We start from the raw sequence: 21,294 nt of genomic DNA on the forward strand, positions 1-21,294 counted from the left end.
GGGTTCCCCGCGCCACTGCGCCCCCGCGCCCGTGCGCCTCTACGCCATGAGCGGCAGCAGCGGTCCGAGGTCGGCCCGTTCGCCGCTCGCGCTGACCCGGGCGTCCGCCACCGCATCCTTCCAGGCAAGCCTGCCGGTGGCGAGCCGGACCCAGGTCAGCGGGTCGGTCTCCACGACGTTGGGCGGGGTGCCGCGGGTGTGCCGGGGCCCCTCGACGCACTGCACGACGGCGTACGGCGGCACCCGCACCTCGGTGGAGCCGCCGGGCGCCTTCACGGCCAGGGCGTCCGCGAGCAGCCGGGTGGCGGCGGCCAGGGCCTGGCGGTCGTACGGCACCTGAAGGCCCGGGACGGCGGCGTTGAGGTCGTCGGTGTGGACGACGAGCTCGACGGTCCGGGTGACGAGGTAGTCGTCCAGGGGCAGCGCGCCCGCGTTGGTCTCCAGCAGCCGCCCGCCGGGGTACTGCTCGAGGAGGGCGCGCAGGGACCGCTCGACCTCGGCGAGGTGGGCGTCGAGGTCGGGGTGCGCGGTGGCCTGGCCGCGGGTGAAGTCGTGGATCGCGCCGGCGTTCGCGGCGGTGGCGAAGGGCCACCGCACGACCGTCACGTCCTGCTTGGGCGGGGTCGGCCGGTCGAGGGCGCGGTGCACGGCGGTGACCGCCATGCCGATGTGCGCGACGAGTTCGCGCACGGTCCACTCGCCGAGCCGGGTGGGCAGGGCGAGCTGCTCGGGGCCGAGACCGCGTACGGCCTCCCGGACGTTGCCGAACTGGGCGAGGACCGCGGCACGGGTCCTGGCGGCGTCGTAGCTGCGGGCACGCTTCCTGACCGGTGGCATGGCGCCGAGCCTATGCCTTCACGGCGCGGGCCCTCCTCCTTTTCCCACCGGCCCGAAGACCTGCCCGGCCGGTCCGGCGCCGGTGTGCCTCGACGAGGGCGTCCTGGGCGGCGTTGAGAGTGGTGACGGCGACGGTGGCCCGCGTCCGGGCACCGATCCCGCGGCCGGCCGGTCGGCAAGGCTGCCGAATGCCCTGCGCGGACCGCGGACACGGTGTTCCCGGGCGGTCCCGGCGTGATGCCGCGGTGCCTCGCGCCGGCGTCGCGGCTGCCGGAGGAGCGGCCGGCGCCCCGGGAGCCCGTGCGCGAAGCCGTGGCCGCAGGACGGCGCAGGCCCCGTCCGGGACTCCGGACGGGGCCTGCGCTCCGGCGGGTGTCACGCCAGCAGGGCCGGGATCGTCCCCTCGTGTGCCTCGCGCAGCTCGGCGAGGGACAGCGAGAACTCGCCCTGGACCTCCACCGCGTCGCCGTCCACGACACCGATGCGGGTGGCCGGCAGACCCCGTGCGCCGCACATGTCGTTGAAGCGGACCTCCTCCGAGCGCGGCACCGCGACGATCGCGCGGCCGGCCGACTCGGACAGCAGGAAGGTGAAGGCGTCCAGCCCGTCCGGTACGACCAGACGCGCGCCCACCCCGCCGAGCAGGGCGGATTCCACGACGGCCTGGACCAGGCCGCCGTCGGACAGGTCGTGCGCCGAGTCGATCATGCCGTCGCGGGAGGCGGAGATCAGGATTTCGGCCAGCAGCCGCTCGCGCTCCAGGTCCACCTGGGGCGGCAGGCCGCCGAGGTGGTCGTGGACGACCTGGGACCAGGCCGAGCCGCCGAACTCCTCACGGGTGTCGCCGAGGAGGTAGAGCAGCTGGCCCTCCTCCTGGAAGGCGACCGGGGTGCGGCGGGCGACGTCGTCGATGACGCCGAGCACCGCGACGACCGGGGTCGGGTGGATGGCCGCCTCGCCGGTCTGGTTGTAGAGGGAGACGTTGCCGCCGGTCACCGGCGTACCGAGCTGCAGGCAGCCGTCGGCGAGGCCGCGCACGGCCTCCGCGAACTGCCACATCACCGCCGGGTCCTCGGGCGAGCCGAAGTTCAGGCAGTCGGACACCGCGAGGGGCCGGGCGCCCGTGGTCGCCACGTTCCGGTAGGCCTCCGCCAGCGCCAGCTGCGCGCCCGTGTACGGGTCCAGCTTGGCGTAGCGGCCGTTGCCGTCGGTGGCGATGGCGACGCCGAGGCCGGTCTCCTCGTCCACGCGGATCATGCCCGAGTCCTCGGGCTGGGCGAGGACGGTGTTGCCCTGCACGAAGTGGTCGTACTGCGAGGTGATCCACTTCTTGGAGGCCTGGTTCGGCGACGCCACCAGCTTCAGGACCTGGTCCTTCAGCTCCTCGGACGTGGCCGGGCGCGGCAGCGCGTTCGCGTCGTCGGCCTGGAGGGCGTCCTGCCAGTCCGGACGGGCGTAGGGGCGCTCGTAGACCGGGCCCTCGTGGGCCACCGTGCGCGGGTCGACGTCGACGATCTTGCCGCCGTGCCAGTAGATCTCCAGGCGGTCGCCGTCGGTCACCTCGCCGATGACGGTGGCGATGACGTCCCACTTGTCGCAGATCTCCAGGAACCGGTCGACCTTCTCCGGCTCGACGACCGCGCACATGCGCTCCTGCGACTCGCTCATGAGGATCTCCTCGGGCGAGAGCGTGGAGTCGCGCAGGGGTACGTCGTCCAGGGTGACGCGCATGCCGCCCGAGCCGTTCGAGGCCAGCTCGGAGGTGGCGCAGGACAGGCCGGCGGCGCCGAGGTCCTGGATGCCGACGACCAGCTTCTCCCGGAAGGCCTCCAGGGTGCACTCGATGAGGAGCTTCTCCTGGAAGGGGTCGCCGACCTGGACGGCCGGGCGCTTCGACGGCTTGGCGTCGTCGAAGGTCTCGCTCGCCAGGATCGACGCGCCGCCGATGCCGTCGCCGCCGGTCCGGGCCCCGTACAGGATGACCTTGTTGCCCGCGCCGGAGGCCTTGGCGAGGTGGATGTCCTCGTGCCGCATGACGCCGATGGCACCGGCGTTGACCAGCGGGTTGCCCTGGTAGCAGGCGTCGAAGACGACCTCGCCGCCGATGTTGGGCAGGCCCAGGCAGTTGCCGTAGCCGCCGATGCCGGCGACGACGCCGGGCAGGACGCGCTTGGTGTCGGGGTGGTCGGCGGCGCCGAAGCGCAGCGGGTCGACCACGGCGACCGGGCGGGCGCCCATCGCGATGATGTCGCGCACGATGCCGCCGACGCCGGTGGCCGCGCCCTGGTAGGGCTCGACGTAGGACGGGTGGTTGTGCGACTCGACCTTGAAGGTCACGGCGTAGCCCTGGCCGACGTCCACCACGCCGGCGTTCTCGCCGATGCCGACGAGCATCGCGTCCGACTGGGGCGCCTTCTCGCCGAACTGGCGCAGGTGGACCTTGGAGGACTTGTACGAGCAGTGCTCGGACCACATGACCGAGTACATGGCGAGCTCGGCGCCGGTCGGGCGGCGGCCGAGGATCTCCACGATGCGCTCGTACTCGTCCTTCTTCAGGCCGAGTTCGGCCCAGGGCAGCTCGACGTCGGGGGTCGCGGCCGCGTGCTCGACCGTGTCCAGAGGCGTCCGGCTCATGCGTTGACCAGCTTCTTGAGGATCGAGGTGAAGAAGGGGAGGCCGTCGGTGCGGCCGGTGCCGATGAGCGGCTCGACGGCGTGCTCCGGGTGCGGCATGAGGCCGACGACGTTGCCGGCCTCGTTGGTGATGCCGGCGATGTCGTTGAGCGAGCCGTTCGGGTTCAGGCCCAGGTAGCGGAAGGCGACCCGGCCCTCCGCCTCCAGCTTGTCGAGCGTGTACCCGTCGGCGACGTACCGGCCGTCCATGTTCTTCAGCGGGATGTGGATCTCCTGACCGGCGCGGTAGTCGCTGGTCCAGGAGGTCTCCGCGTTCTCCACCCGCAGCCGCTGGTCGCGGCAGATGAAGTGGAGGTGGTCGTTGCCGAGCATCGCGCCCGGAAGGAGGTGCGCCTCGGTGAGGATCTGGAAGCCGTTGCAGATGCCGAGGACCGGCAGACCGGCCTTCGCCTGCTCGATGAGGGGCTCCATCACCGGCGAGAAACGGGCGATGGCGCCGGCCCGCAGGTAGTCGCCGTAGGAGAAACCGCCGCACAGGACGACGGCGTCGACCTGCTTGAGGTCCTTGTCCTTGTGCCACAGGGCGACGGGTTCGGCGCCCGCGATACGGATCGCGCGCTGCGTGTCCCGGTCGTCGAGACTGCCCGGGAAAGTGACGACGCCAATACGAGCGGTCACTTCGCCGCCTCCGCGACTTCCGCGGCCTCTTCCACCTTCACGGTGAAGTCCTCGATCACGGTGTTGGCGAGGAAGGATTCCGCAAGATCGTGGATGCGGGCGAGCGCGGCCTCGTCGACCGGACCGTCAACTTCCAGTTCGAAACGCTTTCCCTGACGGACGTCCGAGATCCCGTCGAAACCCAGGCGCGGCAGGGCACGCTGGACCGCCTGGCCCTGGGGGTCGAGGATCTCCGGCTTGAGCATGACGTCGACTACGACGCGTGCCACTGGCACTCCCGGTGTGTGGTGCTGAGCAGGTCCCTTCAGACTACCCGCACAAAATTTCTACGCGAGTAGAGTTGTAGGAAACTACGTGAGCCGCATCACGATCGGGTGACAGGCCCGGGTCCCGGTGAAAAGTTCTGGGAAAGTTCCCCCGGTCCGCCCACGACAGCTATTGCATGAGGACACGCGGACGGATTTAGTCGGGCTTCACTTTGCATTGCCGGGCACTGTACAAATGAATTGGCAATAGCCGATACTCGGCACGTCATCGCCGATGAGCTGTATCGACGTGCCGCACGAAGGGACCGATATTCGTGGCGCAAAAGGTCGTGGTCACGCTCTTTGACGACATCGACGGCTCGGAAGCGGCGGAAACGATCGCCTTCGGACTCGACGGCAAGTCGTACGAGATCGACCTGAACGAAACCAACGCCAGAAAACTGCGCAAGGCGCTCGCGCCCTACGTGGAGGCCGGCCGCAAGCGGTCGCGGTCCGGCAAGGCCTACAAGCAGACGGAGGTCGCCCCCGACCCGGCGGCCGTCCGCGCCTGGGCTCAGGCGAACAAGATGGACGTGCCGGCCCGCGGACGCATCCCGAAGAAGGTGTACGAGGCGTTCAGCGCCGCGCAGTGAGAGCCCGCGAAGGAGCGAGTCCTCAGGGTCCGTCAGCGGGCCCTGGGGGCGGTGCGGTTGGCCGGCGGCACCGGCGAGGGGGAGCCGACTTGCGCTACCCCCCTGCTGATCAGCTAATGTCTGGGACACGCCGAGGGGCGAGGCCGGAAGGCCGGATCCCGCGGAGCGTGCGGGTGTAGTTCAGTAGTAGAACATCCCCCTTCCAGGGGGAAGGCGCAGTGTGCGATCCCTGTCACCCGCTCCGGCATCGGTCACGACCACTCTTGTGGATCAGGTAGGCTGGTGCTCGCACCGATCGGTGAAAGCCGGTCGGGGGCAGTGCGGACGTAGCTCAGTTGGTAGAGCGCAACCTTGCCAAGGTTGAGGTCGCGAGTTCGAGCCTCGTCGTCCGCTCGGGAAGAAGACCCCGGTCCTCAGTGGACCGGGGTCTTCTCGTGCGCCTCCGGCCCGCCGGGGCGTCTGCCGGAACCGGCACCCCGCGGTGTGCCTCACCCGCCCGCGCGGTTGGGTATAGTTGCTCTCGCGCCACGGCGCAACGCGGACGTAGCTCAGTTGGTAGAGCGCAACCTTGCCAAGGTTGAGGTCGCGAGTTCGAGCCTCGTCGTCCGCTCCACACAGCAAGGCCCCCGGTTCCCCGGGGGCCTTTCGCGTTGCCCGTGTCCCGCCGCCTACGCCGTCACGACGCCCAGCGCAGGCCCGTCAGCCGCTCGTACGCCTCCACGTACTTCGCCCGGGTCGCCTCCACCACACGCTCCGGCAGCGCCGGCGGGGGCTGCTCGCTCCGGCGGTCCCAGCCGGACTCGGCGGAGGTCAGCCAGTCCCGCACGTACTGCTTGTCGTACGACGGCTGCGCGCGGCCCGGCTGCCACTGGTCGGCCGGCCAGAAACGGGAGGAGTCCGGGGTGAGGACCTCGTCGGCGAGGACGAGCGTGTCACCGTCGAAGCCGAACTCGAACTTCGTGTCGGCCAGGATGATCCCCCGCTCACGGGCGACGTCCCGGGCCCGCGAGTACACCGCCAGGGTCTCCTGGCGCAGCTGGGCCGCCGTCTCCGCGCCGACCTGGCGGGCCACCTCCTCGTAGGAGACGTTCTCGTCGTGCTCGCCGACCTCGGCCTTGGTGGCCGGGGTGAAGATCGGGGCGGGGAGTTCCGAGCCGTCGACGAGGCCTTCGGGCAGGGCGAGACCGCAGACGGTGCGGGACTCCTCGTACTCCAGCAGGCCCGAACCCGTGAGGTAGCCGCGGGCCACGCACTCGACCGGGACCATCCGCAGCGACTTGCAGACCAGGGTGCGGCCCGCCCAGTCGGCGGGGGCGCCCTCGGGGAGGTCGGTGCTGATCACGTGGTTGGGGGCCAGGTCGCGCAGCTGGTCGAACCACCACAGGGAGAGCTGCGTGAGGACCCGGCCCTTGTCGGGGATCTCCGTGGGCAGCACCCAGTCGTAGGCGGACATGCGGTCGCTGGCGACCATCACGAGGTCGCCCGCCTCGTTCTGGTACAGCTCGCGCACCTTCCCGGTGTGCAGGTGCACCAGGCCCGGAACCTGGATCGGCTCGGGCTTTTCTACGAATCCGGACACGGTTCCTCCCCGTGGTTACGACCAAGTGCCTCGATTCTCCCGTATGGGGCCGATCGGCGCTCCAGCGGGTCAGTCGCGTTTGCAGATGCGGTCCAGCAGGTTCGCCGTGGCCCGCTGAACGCGGGCGTCCACGTGGCCGGGGCGGTCCAGGGCCGGTGACCAGGCGAAGGTGCCGGAGGCGAACACCCAGGCGCCGGACGGGGCGCGGTAGAGGGAGGTCTCCTGGTGGCGCAGGGCGCCGTCGCCGTCGGTGTAGGGGGAGTGGGCGAGCAGGATGCGCTCGTCGTGGTCGGGCAGCGGGGTGCGCGGGAAGTACCGGTCGGCCTCGCCGGCGACCAGCCCCGCGATCTCGTCGCCCTCGTGCGCGCCGGTCGCGTCCCACAGCCAGTGCCCGGCGTTGCGGACGATCAGCGGATGCGGCTCGGGCACCCGGCCCGCGTACTGGATCCCGACCACCTGCTGCTCGGGCCGGTCGATCTCCCGCCACAGCACCGGCTTCCCGGGGCCCTTGCGCTTGCGGCAGGTCAGCAGCCGGTCGGGGACGCCGGACGGCGACGGGCCCAGCTCCACCTGCCAGTACATGGTGTTGGCGGAGAGGAAGACCAGCGAGGTGCCGCGGTCGCGGGCGTCCTCGACGGCCCGGCGCATCGGCACCGACCAGTACTCGTCGTGGCCGGGGAAGACCAGGCCCCGGTAGCGGGCCGGGTCGACGCGGCCAGCGTGCAGGTCGCGGGCGTCGGCGTAGGCGAGGTCGTAGCCGTACCGCTCCGCCCAGCGGATGAAGTCGTAGGCGTGGCCGACGTGCAGCGGGAGTCCCGCGCCGGCGTACGGCCGGTCGAAGGAGACCGTGGTCGCCGCGTCGGCCTCGCCGAGCAGCCGGCCCTTCTCGTCCCAGGCGTGGTAGAGGCTGGCCCCGGTGTGGCCGTCCTCCGGGTACAGGTTGTACGCCTGCCAGGTGATGTCCGGCAGCAGCAGGAGCAGGTCGGCGGGGCGGTCGTCGCGGACCGTGAACGGCACGTGGGAGCGGTAGCCGTCGGCGGTGGTGAGGACGGCCACGTAGGCGCCGACGCTCCAGTGGGCGGGCACCTGAAGGCGCCAGGACAGCCACCAGTGGTGGCAGGAGACGGTGCGGTCGGCGGTCAGCGGCTGGGGCTGGACGATGCCGGAGAGGCGGGGGCTGGTGGTGATCTTGGCCGCGCCGTCGCCGGCGTAGTGGCCGATCCGGTAGATGTCCACGCCGAACTGCTGGGGCGGGTCGACCGTGATGTGGAAGTCGATCGCCTCTCCCGGGGCGACCGCCCCGCTGGAGGTGAAGCCCTTGATCTGCCGGCGCACGTCGTCCGCCGAGCGCGGGCCGGCACCGGACGACCGCGGCGCGGGCACGCGCGGCCTCTCACCGGGCGGCTGCTGCGGTGCCGGGTCCACGTACCAGGGGACGACGTGTCCCGTGTCGTCGAAGTAGGTCTCACTGCCGCGCAGCCAGGGCACCGGGCCCTGACCGAAGGGGTCCGTGACGGCGTGCGCGAGCGCTCCGGACTCCCAGCGGCGGATGTGGTCCGAGGCCATGGTCGCTCCCCTCCCTCATGCCCCCGTTGCCTGTGACGGTGGTGCGTGACGGTGCTCGGCGGTGCGTGGTGCTGTGCGGTGTGCGGCCGTGCTCGGAGGCGCCTGGTCGCGCTGTCGTATGTCGCATGCCCTTGCCATGTGCGCGGTCGGTCCCAGCACATCACATTACGCACGGGGACGGTCACTATTCGTTGCGAATTGACCTGAAGTGGAAGACGGAGCTCCGGTACGGCGGGGTGTCGGGCGGTCCGCGGGCCGGTGCCGGGGGGCCTGCCGGGCCGGTGTCCGCGGGCGGCGTCAGACGAGCCGCACCGGCTTCTCCGGGCGTATGCCGGACGCGGCCAGCCAGTCGCGCAGCGGGCCCGGGTCTCCCTCCTCGATCAGGTGGAGAACCCTGGGGGCGAGGTCGGCGGCTCTCTCGCCGCCCAGCAGCAGGGAGGGCCCGTCGAGCCAGTCGAGGGCGGGAGCCGCGCCGGCCGTGTCGACGGCGGCGCAGCACACCATCGCGGTGACGTGGTCGGCGAGGACCTCGCGGGCCGTGCGCGGGGGCTGCAGCGGGACGAGTGGCAGCGCGCCGTCGTCCCACAGCGCCGTGTCCGGAACCGGTCCCCCGGCGGTCGCCCCGCTCGGCGCCCCGCACTCCTCCCGGGCCAGCGCCGCGGTCAGCCCGGCGGCGAGGGCGGCACTGCGCTCGGTGCCGGGGCCGGTGTCGTCGTCCAGGCCTGGGCCGAGGTCGCCGTCGAGGTGCTCGCCGAGGTGCGCTTCCTGGTGTTCGTCGAGGTGCGCGTCGTCGTCCTGGTGGTCGCCCTGGTGGTCGCCCTGGCCGGCGTGTCCGTCCTGCCGGTGGTCGACGTGCTCGGCGTGGCGCTCGTCCCCCTGCCGGGAGGCGCCGTCGCCGGAGTCCCGGACGGGGCGGTCTGCCGGGCGCCGGTCTCCGTGGCCGTGCGGGTGGCCGTCCGGTGCCGTGGCGGAGGCCTGGCCGCCCTCGGCGCGCCGGCCCCCCGTGGACGCGGCGGCCCGTTCGGTGAGGTGGTCGAGGACCCGGGAGAGGGTGGCGCCGCCCGGGTCGGGGGCCCCGTGGTGAGGGGCGGGGCGGACGCCGAGGGAGTCCAGGACCCGGTGCAGGCGGGCGGCGTCCGCGCGCCAGGTGCGGTCCACGACCTCCTCCGGATACGCCTGCCAGTCCACCGGCGCCCAGTCCTGCCCGCACTCCGCCGGGCCGCCGTGGAAGAGGCGGGCGGCGAGCAGGGACGCGGCCTCGTCCACCGCGCCGGGCTCCTCCAGCAGGTCGCAGGCGGGCCGCTCGCCGAGGCGGGAGGTGAAGCCCTCGGCGAGGCGGTCGCGGCGGGACAGCTCGGTGAGCGCCGCCACGACGCCCGCGTCCAGCCGGGAGGGCCAGCGGCCCATGCGCCAGGCGGGCAGTGCCACCCGTGTGAGCAGCCGGTCCCAGCCCGCGTAGGCGAGGCCCACCTGTTCCTGGGCGACGATCCGCAGCCCGTAGTCCACGGCCTGCGCCCGCTCGGCCGCCGCCGCGGCGACCCCGCGCTCCATCAGCGCCGCGTGCTCCCGGCACCCGCGCAGCAGCAGCCGGGCGACCCAGCCGAGCACCGCGCACACGCCCCGGGTCAGCGGGCAGCGGCCCGGTGTCGCGGCGACGGCCACCGCCGCGTCCAGACCCCGCACGAAGCGGCGGGCGGCGGCTATGTCCGGCTGGGCCGAGGGCCCCGTACCGGCGACGACCGGGGCGAGGACCGCCCGCAGCTCGCCGACGCGCATCCACCACAGGAACGGGGAGCCGATGACGAGGACGGGCGCGGGGACGGCCCGCCGGTGGGCGCCGAAGCCGGAGGCCTGCCCGGGGGCGGCCGTCCTACCGTCGTGCTCCGGACGCGGGGGCGGGCCGTGGGCCGGGTGGGTGCGGTCCTCCAGCCAGCTGTCGCAGTCCGGGGTCAGCGCTATGGCGGAGGGCGCCGGCACGTCGAGCCGGTCGGCCAGTTCGCGCACCAGCCGGTACAGGTCCGGGGCGGAGCTCTCCGCTATCGGGACCGTGGGGGTCACGGCGGGGCGGGCCCGGGCCACGACCACCGCGATGCCGGCGGCGGCCAGCAGGACCAGCACGGCAGGCACGCCCACGGCCCAGCGGGCGGCGTCCCAGCCCGGGCCGGCGAGCCGGCCGGTGGTGCCGCCGGCCAGCAGGATCACCTCGGCGGCGGCGGGCAGCAGGGCCACGCCCAGCGCCCGGCCCCGGACGCGCAGCACGGCCAGGGCTCGCGAACGCGCCGCCCGCGCACCCAGCTCCACACCGATTCCGGTCATGAACGGACCTCACCCCCTCCCTGCCGATCCCCCGCTGTCCTGGCGTTGCTCACTCCCCCACTGTGGCACCCGCCACCGACATCGCAATGCCGGTGGGCCAAGTGCCGGAACGCTTGCGCCGCACCCTAGTTGGGGCTCCGGCCCTCGTCAGCCGGATGGGCGATTGCTCACTCGATGGAATGGCTTTGGTCAGAGCTGGGCGACAGACAGCAAAGATCAGGCCCCGGATTTCCGTCCGGGGCCTGGTCCGACGCAGGGGCAGGTCAGGCGCCCGCCGCCGTCGCCGCGATGTCGGTGCGGTGCTGCGAGCCGTCGAGGCCGATACGGCCCACCGCCCGGTACGCCCGCTCGCGCGCCTGGGTCAGGTCCTCGCCGACGGCGGTGACGGACAGCACGCGCCCGCCCGCGCTGACGACGGCGTCCCCCTCCCGCCGGGTCCCGGCGTGCAGGACGTAGGCGTGCGGGGCGTCCTCGGCGGCCACCTCGTCCAGGCCGGTGATCGGGTCGCCGGTGCGGGGGGTGCCGGGGTAGTTGTGCGAGGCGACGACCACGGTGACGGCCGCGTCGTCGCTCCAGCGCAGCGGCGCGAGGTCGGCGAGGGTGCCGTCGGCGGCGGCGCGCAGGACACCGGCCAGCGGGGTCTTCAGGCGGGCCAGCACGACCTGGGTCTCGGGGTCGCCGAAGCGGGCGTTGAACTCGATGACGCGCACACCGCGCGAGGTGATCGCGAGGCCGGCGTAGAGCAGCCCGGAGAACGGCGTGCCGCGGCGGCGCATCTCGTCCACGGTCGGCTGCAGCACGGTCCGCAGCACCTCGTCGACGAGCTTCGGGTCGGCCCACGGCAGCGGCGAGTAGGCGCCCATGCCGCCCGTGTTCGGGCCCTCGTCGCCGTCCAGGGCGCGCTTGAAGTCCTGGGCGGGCTGGAGCGGTACGACGGTCAGCCCGTCGGTGACGGCGAAGAGGGACACCTCGGGGCCGTCGAGGAACTCCTCGATGACGACGCGCTCGCAGGCGGCCGCGTGCTCGCTGGCGGTGTCGAGGTCGGAGGTGACCACGACGCCCTTGCCGGCGGCGAGACCGTCGTCCTTGACGACGTACGGGGCGCCGAAGGCGTCGAGGGCCTCGGCGGCCTCCTCCGCGGTCGTGCAGACGTACGACCGCGCGGTCGGCACGCCGGCCGCCGCCATGACGTCCTTGGCGAACGCCTTGGAGCCCTCCAGCTGCGCGGCCTCCCGGGAGGGGCCGAACACCGGGATGCCCGCCTCGCGCACGGCGTCGGCCACACCGGCGACCAGCGGGGCCTCCGGGCCGACCACGACGAGGTCGGCACCGAGCTCGCCGGCCAGCGCGGCCACGGCCTTGCCGTCGAGCGCGTCGACCCGGTGCAGCTCGGCGACCTCGGCGATGCCGGCGTTGCCGGGTGCGCAGTACAGCGTGGTGACGTCGGGATCGAGGGACAGGGAGCGGCACAGGGCGTGTTCGCGGGCGCCGCTGCCGATGACGAGGACCTTCACGGGGTCAGCCTACTGGCAAGGTCGCCGAAGCCCGGGGGCCGGGGATCCTGTGCGTTCCTCCAAAGGACCCTTCTCCGCCCTGCTCGCTCCTACTCGTTCGTGAACTCCTCGACGACCGTCGCCCCCAGTTCCCGCACGATCAGCTCGTGCCCGGACAGGGCCGACTCGTCGAGGTCGGGGTCGTCGTCCTCGGGGATGTCGTCCTCGGGGGCGACCGGGGCCGGCTCGGGCTCCGGGGCGGGCCGCGGAGCGGTGGCGGCCGGTGCCGGGGACGCCGTGCCGTTGCCGCCGTGGTGCGCGGCGGACGCGGCCGGCTGGGGCGCCGCCGGGCGCGGGGCGGCCGGGGGGCCGCCGTGGCCGCCGCCCGCGGGCGGTCCGCCGTAGCCGCCACCGCCGCCTCCGCCGAAGCCCGGCTGGCCGCCGGACGGCGGGGGCGCGGAACCACCCGAGGGGTCGACGAGCGCCTCGATCTTCCACTGCACGTGGAACTGCTCGGCCAGCGCCTGCCGCAGCACGTCCTCGCTGCCGCTGCTCGCGAAGTTGTCGCGGGCACCGGCGTTGACGAACCCGATCTGGAGGGTGGTGCCGTCGAAGCCGGCCACCTGGGCGTTCTGGCTGAGCAGGATCCAGGTGAAGCGGCGGCGGTTCTTGACGGCCTCCAGGATGTTCGGCCACAGCGTGCGCGGGTCGAGACCGCCGGCCGGCGGCGCGTACGCGGCGGAGGCCTGCGGCGGCGCGGCCGGGGCGGAGGCGGCGCGCGGGGCTCCGCCCTGACCGCCCGGACCGCCCGCGGGGGCGGCTGCCGGCGACGGCCGGTTGCCACCGCCGCCCGCGGGCGCGGCCGTGGGCCAGCCACCGGGACGCCGTCCGCCGCCGGCCGGGGCCGCCGTGGGCCAGGCGCCGGGTGCCTGCGCGGCGGGTGCCTGCGCGGCGGAAGGCTCGGGAGCGGGGGCGGGGGCGGCGGGGGCGGGGGCGGGAGCGGGAGCCGCTGGAGCAGGAGCGGACGCCGGAACGGGACCGGCGCCGTGTCCACCCGGGGGAGCCGCGACCGGGGCGGGCGGCGGCGCGGCGACCGGCCCGCTCCCGCCACCCGGCCCTTGCGCACCCGCAGGAACCCCCTGGCCCCGCACGGCCGCCCGGGCCGCGGCGACGCCACCACCGGGCGGAACCGGCGCGCCAACGCCACCGCCGCCCTCGCCGGCCGTGCGGCCGTGGGTGTCCACGTGGGCAGGGGCCCCGGGCCCGGGGACGTACCCCATGGCGGGCGTGCCGCCGCCGCCCGAGAAGCTGATGCCGCGCTCCAGCCGGTCGAGGCGGGCCATGACCGACCGCTCGTCGCCGTAGGCGGCCGGGAGCAGCACGCGCGCGCAGATGAGCTCGAGCTGGAGGCGGGGCGAGGTGGCGCCGCGCATCTCCGTGAGGCCCTCGTTGACGAGGTCGGCGGCGCGGCTCAGCTCGGCGGCGCCGAACGTGGAGGCCTGGGCCTGCATGCGCTCCAGCACGTCGGCCGGGGCGTCGATGAGCCCCTTGTCCGCCGCGTCCGGCACGGCGGCGAGGATCACCAGGTCCCGCAACCGCTCCAGCAGGTCGGCGACGAACCGCCGCGGGTCGTTGCCCCCCTCGATGATCCGGTCGACGACCTCGAAGGCGGCGGCCCCGTCACCGGTGGCGAAGGCCTCGACGACGGAGTCGAGGAGCGATCCGTCGGTGTATCCCAGGAGGGAGGTGGCCATGGCATACGTCACACCCTCCGCCCCGGCACCGGCGAGCAGCTGGTCCATGACGGACATCGAGTCACGCACGGAACCCGCGCCGGCGCGCACGACGAGCGGCAGGACGCCGTCCTCGACGGGGATCCGCTCCTTGCCGCACACCTCGCCGAGGTAGTCCCGAAGGGTGCCCGGGGGCACGAGCCGGAACGGGTAGTGATGGGTCCGCGACCGGATGGTCCCGATGACCTTCTCGGGCTCGGTCGTGGCGAAGATGAACTTGAGGTGCTCCGGCGGCTCCTCGACGACCTTCAGCAGGGCGTTGAAGCCGGCCGACGTGACCATGTGGGCCTCGTCGATGATGTAGATCTTGTAGCGGCTGCCGGCGGGCCCGAAGAAGGCCTTCTCGCGCAGCTCACGGGCGTCGTCCACGCCACCGTGGGAGGCGGCGTCGATCTCGATGACGTCGATGGAACCGGGCCCGTTCCGCGCGAGGTCCTGGCAGGACTGGCACTCACCGCACGGAGTCGGCGTGGGCCCCTGCTCGCAGTTCAGGCAGCGGGCCAGGATGCGCGCGCTGGTCGTCTTGCCGCATCCGCGCGGGCCGCTGAACAGGTACGCGTGGTTGACCCGGTTGTTCCGCAGCGCCTGCTGCAGCGGGTCGGTGACATGCTCCTGCCCGATGACCTCGGCAAAGGTCTCCGGGCGATAGCGGCGGTACAGCGCGAGAGACGACACGCTTACGAGGTTATAGGCGCCCACCGACAACCAGCCCCGCCCGCAAACACAAGGGCCCCCCACGCACCCGCCAGAGCCGACCTACCCTTGCTGCCTTCCGGCCCTGGGGGAGTTCAGTCAGATAGCGCCGCGTGAGGGGCTGCGCCCACAGTACCCGATCGCGGCCTGCCGGAACGAGTTCGCGAGCACCCTCCTCGGTCATGTAATGTTTCCGGCGGAGGATTCGCCTAGAGGCCTAGGGCGCACGCTTGGAAAGCGTGTTGGGGGCAACCCCTCACGAGTTCGAATCTCGTATCCTCCGCCAGTGCCTCACCGGGCACGATGTCGAAGGGCCCCACCGCGAGGTGGGGCCCTTCGGCGTTGTCGGTCTCAGGTGTCGCGGAGCATGACTCCCGTCACACCCGCCACATGCGTGTACCGGGCGCACTGGTCGGGCGACGACAGCCCCCGTCCTCCGTCCATGGTGCCCCGCCGGCCCGGGGCCGGGCGCTACCGTAGCCACGCATCGACTGCCCGACAGCGCCGAAGGAGCGAGCGGCATGGAGATCGTGACGTCGCAGAAGATCACCACCTTCCTGATGTTCGAGGGCGACGCCGAGGACGCGATGGCCTTCTACACCTCGCTCTTCGACGACGCCGAGGTCGTCAGCGTCAGCCGCTACGGTGCCGAGGGTCCCGGCAAGGAGGGGAGCGTGCAGCACGCGACGTTCTCGCTCGCCGGGCAGCAGATCATGTGCATCGACAGCCCCGTGGAGCACGGCTTCACCTTCACGCCCGCGGTCTCGCTCTTCGTGCAGTGCGAGGACGAGGCCGAGATCGACCGTCTCTACGCGGCCCTCGCCGAGGGGGGCAGCGTGCTCATGCCGCTGGGCGACCACGGCTTCAGCGCCAGGTTCGGCTGGGTCAACGACCGGTTCGGTGTCTCCTGGCAGCTGAACCTGCCCGCGTGAGGCCGGTCGGCCGCGTCGTGCGGCGCGTGGCCGTGGTCGCCCTGGGTCCGGCGGTCCTCTGCCTCGCCGGCTGCGACCCGGATCCGACCGACCCCGAGAACGTCGCGCCGATCACCCTGGCCAACGGCACGTCCCACGCCGTGCACGTCTTCTGGTGCGCCGGCGATGCGGGTGACGCGTGCACCGAGCAGGAGAGTCTGGGAGTCGTCGCCGCGCGGGGCACGCGTCGGGTACGCGTCTCGTCCTACGAGGTGCTGCTGCGGGTCAGCGCCTCCCCGGGCCCGGACGGTTACGTCTGCCGGGACGGCGCCCCCGGTGGCCGGGTGACGCTGAGCAGGTCGTACGCCTCGGTGGGGGCCGCGTACGACCACTGTTCGCACTGAGGGTGCCCGGTGCCCGTCCGGGTCCTCGTGGTACGGCCCTACCTCGGTGCCTGGAAGCCGCCGATCCTCTGCTCGAGCAGTTCGGCCAGCCGCAGGGGGGTGCGGTCCTCGAACATCGGACCGATGAGCTGCACTCCCACCGGCAGGCCCTCAGGGGTCCGGCCCGCTGGTACGGCGGTGGCGGGCAGGCCGGGCATGGTGGCCAGACCGGCCCAGACGAGCTGGTCGAAGAACGGACACTCGACGCCGTCGATGTCGATCCGGCGTTCCAGCAGATCGGGGTTGTGGTCGTGCGGGAACGCGGGAGTCGGCGTGATCGGGCACACCACGGCGTCGAACTCGGCGAAGAGCTGCCGCCAGCCGTGACGGTGGAGCTCGCGGCGGTTGTCCGCCTCGATCCAGTCGCGGTGGCTCAACACCATCCCGCGCAGCCGCGCCGCGTCGAGACTCTGGTCGTCCGCGCTCAGTCCGGCGGCGCGGGTCCGCAGCTGCTCGTACGCCTCGATGGGAAAGCGCGCGACGGAGCCGGAGAACAGCAACTGCGTGTAGAGCGTCCCGGCTTCGGCCAGGTCGGGCAGCAGCGGGCTGTGCCGTTCGACGCGGGCGCCGCCGTCGGCAAGCGCGTCGGCCACCCGGTTCACGCCCGCCCGCACGGCGGACCCGGTCGGAATGAGCGGATGCTCGTCGAGGACGAGGACCCGGAAGTCGCCCAGCCGCTGGTGGCGTGCGGGCGGCAGCCTCAAGTCGTGCGCCACGCCGAGCGTCAGCGGGTCCGGTCCGGCCATGACGTCGAGCAGGAGCGTGAGGTCGCGGGCGGTGCGCGCCATCGGGCCGACGACGGCGAGGTCGAGGTCGACCGGCAATGCCGGCGTGGTCGGCGGGACCATACCGCGGTTCGCCACCAGCCCGAGTGTCGGCTTGTGCGCGTAGACACCGCAGAAATGCGCGGGGGTGCGCAGCGAGCCGGCGAGATCGGAGCCGATGGACAACGCGCCGAATCCAGCCGCCAGGGCCGCCGCCGATCCGCCGGAGGAGCCGCCCGGCGTACGTTCGTGATCCCACGGGTTGTTGGTGGTGCCGTAGATCTCGTTGAAGGTCTGCAGATCCTGCAGCCCCAAGGGCACATTGGTCTTGCCGAGCACCACCGCGCCGGCGGCCCGCAGCCGCGACACCTGTACCGCGTCCTCGGCCGGCACGAAGTCCCGGTACCGCGGCATGCCCCAGGTCGTGGGCAGCCCGGCGACGTCGTAGGACTCCTTGACCGTCATCGGAACACCGAGCAGTGGCCCGTCCTCGCCGCGGGCGCGCGCCTGGTCGGCACGGCGCGCGGCGGCCCGCGCACGGTCGAAGTCCGGCACGCAGATCGCGTTGATCGCCTTGTCGTCCCGCTCGATACGGGCGATCGCCTCGTCGGTGAGCTCCACCGATGTCACTTCACCGGCACGTAATGCGGCCACGAGTTCTTCGGCCGTCAGGAAATTCCGATCCATGAATCCGACCGTATCGGCCTCTGGAAGAGGCCATAAAACACCGATTCGCACAACGGGGATCGATCGGCGCCACACGGTAGGGACAACCCCCCGTGGCAGACGCCGGGCCGCCGCAGTGCGCCGATGCCGGGGTGCGGACGACTGTGGAGGCATGCATCCGTCGAACTCGGCGACCTCGCCGCACTCATGGCGCCCGCTCACGGGCGACGGCCGCCCCGGAGCGGGCCGGCTGGACGACACAGCGCGCGACCGGGGAGAGGGCGGGCCGTCATGGTGATGCTGCGGTACGCCCTGCGGACCGTCCGCGCGCGCAAGGCGGGCTTCCTCGGTGCCTTCCTCGCCCTGATGTGCGCGTCCGCGCTGATCACCGCGTGCGGCACGCTCCTCGAGACGGGGCTGCGCGGCACCATCCGGACCGAGCGCTACGCGGCGGCCCCGGTCGTGGTCTCCGCCGACCAGAACGTCCACCGGACCACGGTCAAGCGGAAGCACGGCAAGACCAAGGTCAAGCACAAGGCGAAGCCCCTCGCCGAGCGCGCCTGGCTGCCGGCCGGCCTCGGGCGCACCCTGGCCGGTACGCCGGGCGTCGCCCGGGTCGTCCCGGAACTGACCTTCCCGGCCGTGCCGTTGCCCCCGGACGGCACCGGTGGCAGGACCGCCTACGGGCACGCCTGGGAGTCCGCGGCGCTCACCCCGTACCGGCTCACCGCCGGCCGCGCCCCCACGGCCGGCACCGATGTGGTGATCGACCGCTACCTCGCCGAGCGCGGCCGGCTGGAACCCGGTGACCGCCTCACCGTGCAGTCGACGCGGGCGCCGCGCACCTACCGCGTGAGCGGTGTCGCCGCCCCGGCCACGGCCGTCCGCCACCAGACGTCCCTCTTCTTCTCCGCCGCCGAGGCCCGCCGGCTCGCCGGCCACCCCGGGCAGGTCACCGCGTTCGGGGTGACCGCCGGCGCGGGCACGGACCCGGCCCGGCTGCGGCAGGCCGTGGCCGAGGCGGTGCACGGCACCGGGGCCCGGGTCAGCACGGGTGACGACCGTGGCGCGGTGGAGTTCCTGGACGCGGCCGCCGCCCGCGTCAGGCTGGTCAGCATGGGCGGCGCGATGGGCGGCACCTCGCTGCTCGTCGCGGTCCTGGTGGTCGTCGGCACCTTCGCGCTCTCCGTCCAGCAGCGCCACCGCGAACTCGCCCTGCTGCGCGCCGTCGCCGCCACCTCCGGGCAGATCCGCAGGCTTCTCGGACGGGAGGCCCTGATCGTCGGAGCGGGCGCGGGGACGGCCGGGGCCCTGCTGGGGCTCGTCCTGGGCCGCTGGTTGTACGACCGGTTCGTCGCCCTGGGCGCCGTCCCGGCCACGCTGCAGCACACCGCCGGTGTCCTCCCGCCGCTCGCGGCCGTCGCCGCGACCCTGGCCGGCGCCTGGGCCGCCGCGCGGATCGCCTCGCGACGGGTCGCCCGGATCCGCCCGGCCGAGGCACTCGCCGAGGCCCGGACCGAGCGCGCCCGGCCCGCCTGGGGCCGTCTCCTCGCCGGACTGCTGCTGCTCGCCGGGGGCGCCGTCCTCGTGGCCGTGCTCGGTGTCCTGCGCACCGAGGCCGCCTCGACACCGGTGACGTTCCTCGCCGTCGTCGTCCTGTCCACCGCCGTCGCCCTGCTCGGGCCGCTCCTGGTCCGGGCGGCCGCCCTGCTCCTGACCGGCCCGCTGCGGCTGACCGGCCACGGTGGCCGGCTCGCCACCGCCAACCTGCGCGGGAACGCCGCCCGGATGGCCTCCGTCGTCACGCCCCTCACCCTGCTCATCGGCATGACCTGCACGGTGCTGTTCGTGCAGCCCACCCTCGACGGCGCGGCCCGCGCGCAGACCCGTGCGGGCGTCCGCGCCGACTGGGTGGTGGCCTCCCGGGGGCCCGGGGTCCCGTCCGAGGCGGCACGGCGGCTGCGCACGGGCGGCGCCGCCGTCACCGAGGTGGTCCGGACGACCGTGCGGGTCGGCCTGGACAAGTACGCGGCCCAGGGCGTCACCCCGGCCGGCCTCACCCGCACCTGGGACCCGGGCGTCACCGCCGGCTCCCTCCACGGGCTCGGCGAGCACACCGTGGCGGTGAGCGAACTGGCTGCGGACCAGTTGCACCTGAAGCCCGGAAGCACGCTGAAGCTGACGCTCGGTGACGGCACGCCCGCCACGCTCACCGTCGCCGCGCTCTACTCCCGGGGTCTCGGCTTCGGAGACCTCACCTTCGCCCACGACCTGCTCGCCCGCCACGTCGACAACCCGCTCTCCCCCTCCCTGCTCGTCAGCACGGACCGTACACAGACACAACTCGCGACTACCCTGCGTGAGTTCCCGGGGCTGGAAGTCCTCTCCCCGGCCGCCGCCGACTCGGTGCAGGCGCGGCGCGAGCGGACGAGCGGGGAGGTCAACCTCTTCGCCATGGGACTCGTGCTGGCCTTCACGGCCATCGCCGTGGTCAACACCCTCGCCATGTCGGTGTCCGAGCGGGTCCGGGAGTTCGCGCTGCTGCGTCTCGCCGGGGCGACGCGCCGTCAGGTGCTGCGCATGCTGCGCCGGGAGGCCCTGTCGGTCCTGCTTCTCGCCACGACCCTCGGCAGCGCCATCGCCCTGGCCGTCCTGACCTCGTTCAGTGTCGGGATGACGGGCCGGGCGGCTCCGGCGGTCGCTCCCCTCGGCTACGTCACCGTGGTCGCCGGGGCCGGGCTCCTCGCGCTCGTCGCGACCGCCCTGCCCGGGCGGGTGGCGCTGCGGGTCCGGGCGGTGACGGTGGCGACCGCCAAGGAGTGAGCGGCCGCCCCCGCGACCCACTGGGTGATCACGACCGTGGGCCCGCCGCCAGCTGCTCCACCCCGGCCGTCAGCGCCGCCACCACCGGCCGCGGGGGCCGGTCCGGTACCCCGGTGGTCTCGCCGGGGTGCTCGGTCCGTGCCCGCAGCGGGAGTTCGAGCTGGACCCCGCCCGCCCGGGTCAGGTTCACCGGGTTGCGGGGGTGCAGGCCGCGCAACCCGGGCGGGATGGCGTCGAGGTCGGTCACGGCGTCGAAGGCCGGGGCCAGCCGGACGAGGGCGGCGGCCAGGGTCAGGGCCGCCGCGCGGTGGGTGCCGCCGAGGAAGATCGCTCGGGTGGCCGTGGGGCGCAGGTGGCCGTGGAGGGAGACGGTCAGGGTGACGTGGGAGAGGAAGGTCTTCAGGGCGCCGCAGTGCGGGACGGCCATCCGGGGGGAGGGGATGTGCACCGGGGGTCCGGCCGGCTGGGTGAAGACGAGGGCGGTGGCGCCGGTGCGGGCCGCGACCTCCTGGGCCAGTTCCGCGGTGCCGCCCTCCGTGCTGCCGTGCAGGGCGAGCAGCCCGACGTCCGAACGGAGGGTCAGGGACGCCAGGAACTCCGCGCCCTCGATCGTCACCGTCTCGCTGATCCCGCTCGTCCCGTCCGTCCCGCCGCGCGCCATCCCGCCCTCTCCCGGGCGCCGCTACCGCACCACCCGTACCGCCTTGGAGACGGTCACCTGGTCCACGTCCGACACCCGCACCGTCGCCTTCATGGTCCATGTCCCCGGCATCGGCAGGTTGAACGAGTTCGCCGCCCAGTAGCCGCCCCGGTCGGTGACCGCCGTGTCCAGGGGGCCGATCCGCCGGGCGGGCAGGGTCAGGGTTATGCGCAGTTCCGGGATGGAGGCCAGGCCGCCGTCGGGGCCGTAGACCACCGCCTGGACGGAGTTCACGCCGACCCGGCCGGAATCCAGGGTGATCTGCACCTTGCCGTGGCCGCCGGGCCCGCCGACGTCGAAGGGGATCGTGGTGACGGAGGCGGTCGGGATGCCGGCCGGTGCCGCCCCGGCCCGCGCCGCCTCGTCGGCCGCCCGGCCGGGCAGCGTGCCCGTCAGCTGGGTCGTCAGGACGAGGACGACGACCCCCACCGCCATCTCCGCCAGCACCGAGCGGCGCAGCCGCTCCGGCAGTGGCTCGGCCGGGGGCGGCGACTCGCCCGA

Annotated in this window: 15 protein-coding genes, 4 tRNA genes, 1 other RNA gene and 1 pseudogene; 8 read left to right on the forward strand and 13 right to left on the reverse strand. The window is 73.6% G+C overall.

Annotation, left to right across the window (positions count from 1 at the left end; translation table 11 throughout):
- Positions 1-39 precede the first annotated feature (39 nt).
- The 4 genes from AQJ66_RS16415 to purS form a co-directional block, all read right to left on the reverse strand.
- Positions 40-837, reverse strand: a complete 798-nt coding sequence (locus tag AQJ66_RS16415; protein WP_061921884.1) for a maleylpyruvate isomerase family mycothiol-dependent enzyme — start codon at positions 835-837, stop codon at positions 40-42.
- Between the two features lie 375 nt (positions 838-1,212).
- A complete protein-coding gene (gene purL, locus AQJ66_RS16420) occupies positions 1,213-3,471 on the reverse strand; it encodes a phosphoribosylformylglycinamidine synthase subunit PurL (RefSeq protein WP_061921887.1) in 2,259 nt (752 codons plus the stop codon).
- A complete protein-coding gene (gene purQ / locus AQJ66_RS16425) occupies positions 3,468-4,148 on the reverse strand; it encodes a phosphoribosylformylglycinamidine synthase subunit PurQ (RefSeq protein WP_061921890.1) in 681 nt (226 codons plus the stop codon). The genes purL and purQ overlap by 4 nt, the downstream gene beginning before the upstream one ends.
- Positions 4,145-4,417 (reverse strand): phosphoribosylformylglycinamidine synthase subunit PurS, encoded by a 273-nt coding sequence (purS, locus tag AQJ66_RS16430; protein WP_020940955.1) that lies wholly within the window; start codon positions 4,415-4,417, stop codon positions 4,145-4,147. Before purS ends, purQ begins: the two co-directional genes overlap by 4 nt.
- A 311-nt stretch (positions 4,418-4,728) precedes the next feature.
- Here purS and AQJ66_RS16435 point away from each other — a divergent pair, with 311 nt between their 5' ends.
- The 4 genes from AQJ66_RS16435 (at position 4,729) to AQJ66_RS16450 (ending at position 5,659) form a co-directional block, all read left to right on the forward strand.
- Entirely contained in the window at positions 4,729-5,046 is a 318-nt protein-coding gene (locus tag AQJ66_RS16435) for a histone-like nucleoid-structuring protein Lsr2 (RefSeq protein WP_061921893.1), read from the forward strand.
- Between the two features lie 169 nt (positions 5,047-5,215).
- A tRNA-Gly gene (locus AQJ66_RS16440) sits at positions 5,216-5,287 on the forward strand.
- Between the two features lie 79 nt (positions 5,288-5,366).
- Positions 5,367-5,439 (forward strand) — tRNA-Gly (locus AQJ66_RS16445).
- Between the two features lie 144 nt (positions 5,440-5,583).
- A tRNA-Gly gene (locus tag AQJ66_RS16450) sits at positions 5,584-5,659 on the forward strand.
- Between the two features lie 63 nt (positions 5,660-5,722).
- Here the strand turns inward: AQJ66_RS16450 and AQJ66_RS16455 are convergent.
- The 6 genes from AQJ66_RS16455 to ffs form a co-directional block, all read right to left on the reverse strand.
- Entirely contained in the window at positions 5,723-6,625 is a 903-nt protein-coding gene (locus AQJ66_RS16455; protein ID WP_061921896.1) for a phosphoribosylaminoimidazolesuccinocarboxamide synthase, read from the reverse strand.
- Positions 6,626-6,694: 69 nt separating this feature from the next.
- Complete coding sequence (locus AQJ66_RS16460; RefSeq protein ID WP_061921899.1) at positions 6,695-8,191, reverse strand: N,N-dimethylformamidase beta subunit family domain-containing protein; 1,497 nt, start codon at positions 8,189-8,191, stop codon at positions 6,695-6,697.
- A gap of 297 nt (positions 8,192-8,488) precedes the next feature.
- Positions 8,489-10,507 (reverse strand): M48 family metalloprotease, encoded by a 2,019-nt coding sequence (locus AQJ66_RS16465; protein ID WP_061921902.1) that lies wholly within the window; start codon positions 10,505-10,507, stop codon positions 8,489-8,491.
- 263 nt (positions 10,508-10,770) lie between these two features.
- Positions 10,771-12,021, reverse strand: coding sequence for a phosphoribosylamine--glycine ligase (purD, locus tag AQJ66_RS16470; protein WP_061921905.1), 1,251 nt, complete (start codon positions 12,019-12,021; stop codon positions 10,771-10,773).
- An 89-nt stretch (positions 12,022-12,110) separates the two neighbouring features.
- Positions 12,111-14,468 carry a DNA polymerase III subunit gamma and tau gene (locus AQJ66_RS16475; RefSeq protein WP_061921908.1) on the reverse strand — a complete coding sequence of 786 codons (2,358 nt, stop codon included), beginning with the start codon at positions 14,466-14,468 and terminating at the stop codon, positions 12,111-12,113.
- Between the two features lie 48 nt (positions 14,469-14,516).
- Positions 14,517-14,611: signal recognition particle sRNA small type (gene ffs / locus AQJ66_RS16480), an RNA gene on the reverse strand.
- 73 nt (positions 14,612-14,684) lie between these two features.
- On the opposite strand from ffs, the gene AQJ66_RS16485 reads away from it, so the two are divergent.
- The 3 genes from AQJ66_RS16485 to AQJ66_RS16495 all read left to right on the forward strand — a co-directional run bounded on the left by AQJ66_RS16485 (position 14,685) and on the right by AQJ66_RS16495 (position 15,801).
- A tRNA-Ser gene (locus AQJ66_RS16485) sits at positions 14,685-14,772 on the forward strand.
- Positions 14,773-15,007: 235 nt separating this feature from the next.
- On the forward strand, positions 15,008-15,418 hold the full coding sequence (locus AQJ66_RS16490; protein WP_061921911.1) for a VOC family protein: 411 nt from the start codon (positions 15,008-15,010) through the stop codon (positions 15,416-15,418).
- Positions 15,415-15,801 (forward strand): hypothetical protein, encoded by a 387-nt coding sequence (locus AQJ66_RS16495; RefSeq protein ID WP_061921915.1) that lies wholly within the window; start codon positions 15,415-15,417, stop codon positions 15,799-15,801. Before AQJ66_RS16490 ends, AQJ66_RS16495 begins: the two co-directional genes overlap by 4 nt.
- Positions 15,802-15,839: 38 nt before the next feature.
- Here the strand turns inward: AQJ66_RS16495 and AQJ66_RS16500 are convergent, their stop codons facing one another.
- Positions 15,840-17,291, reverse strand: a complete 1,452-nt coding sequence (locus AQJ66_RS16500) for an amidase (RefSeq protein ID WP_061921917.1) — start codon at positions 17,289-17,291, stop codon at positions 15,840-15,842.
- A 273-nt stretch (positions 17,292-17,564) separates the two neighbouring features.
- Between AQJ66_RS16500 and AQJ66_RS16505 the strand changes: the two genes are divergently transcribed.
- On the forward strand, positions 17,565-20,093 hold the full coding sequence (locus AQJ66_RS16505) for an ABC transporter permease (protein WP_061922530.1): 2,529 nt from the start codon (positions 17,565-17,567) through the stop codon (positions 20,091-20,093).
- Between the two features lie 28 nt (positions 20,094-20,121).
- Here the strand turns inward: AQJ66_RS16505 and AQJ66_RS16510 are convergent, their stop codons facing one another.
- Both AQJ66_RS16510 and AQJ66_RS16515 read right to left on the reverse strand, forming a co-directional pair.
- Complete coding sequence (locus AQJ66_RS16510; protein WP_061921920.1) at positions 20,122-20,754, reverse strand: poly-gamma-glutamate hydrolase family protein; 633 nt, start codon at positions 20,752-20,754, stop codon at positions 20,122-20,124.
- Positions 20,755-20,775: 21 nt separating this feature from the next.
- Positions 20,776-21,294: pseudogene (locus AQJ66_RS16515) on the reverse strand (transporter); the annotation flags it as partial.

It is taken from the genome of Streptomyces bungoensis (assembly GCF_001514215.1).
Classification (GTDB): Bacteria; Actinomycetota; Actinomycetes; order Streptomycetales; family Streptomycetaceae; genus Streptomyces; species Streptomyces bungoensis.

Coding starts and splice junctions, on each gene's coding strand:
- AQJ66_RS16490 (WP_061921911.1), top strand. CDS start 15,008: ATGGAGATCGTGACGTCGCAGAAGATCACCACCTTCCTGATGTTCGAG.
- AQJ66_RS16460 (WP_061921899.1), bottom strand. CDS start 8,191: ATGGCCTCGGACCACATCCGCCGCTGGGAGTCCGGAGCGCTCGCGCAC.
- AQJ66_RS16465 (WP_061921902.1), bottom strand. CDS start 10,507: ATGACCGGAATCGGTGTGGAGCTGGGTGCGCGGGCGGCGCGTTCGCGA.
- purL (WP_061921887.1), bottom strand. CDS start 3,471: ATGAGCCGGACGCCTCTGGACACGGTCGAGCACGCGGCCGCGACCCCC.
- AQJ66_RS16500 (WP_061921917.1), bottom strand. CDS start 17,291: ATGGATCGGAATTTCCTGACGGCCGAAGAACTCGTGGCCGCATTACGT.
- AQJ66_RS16415 (WP_061921884.1), bottom strand. CDS start 837: ATGCCACCGGTCAGGAAGCGTGCCCGCAGCTACGACGCCGCCAGGACC.
- AQJ66_RS16510 (WP_061921920.1), bottom strand. CDS start 20,754: ATGGCGCGCGGCGGGACGGACGGGACGAGCGGGATCAGCGAGACGGTG.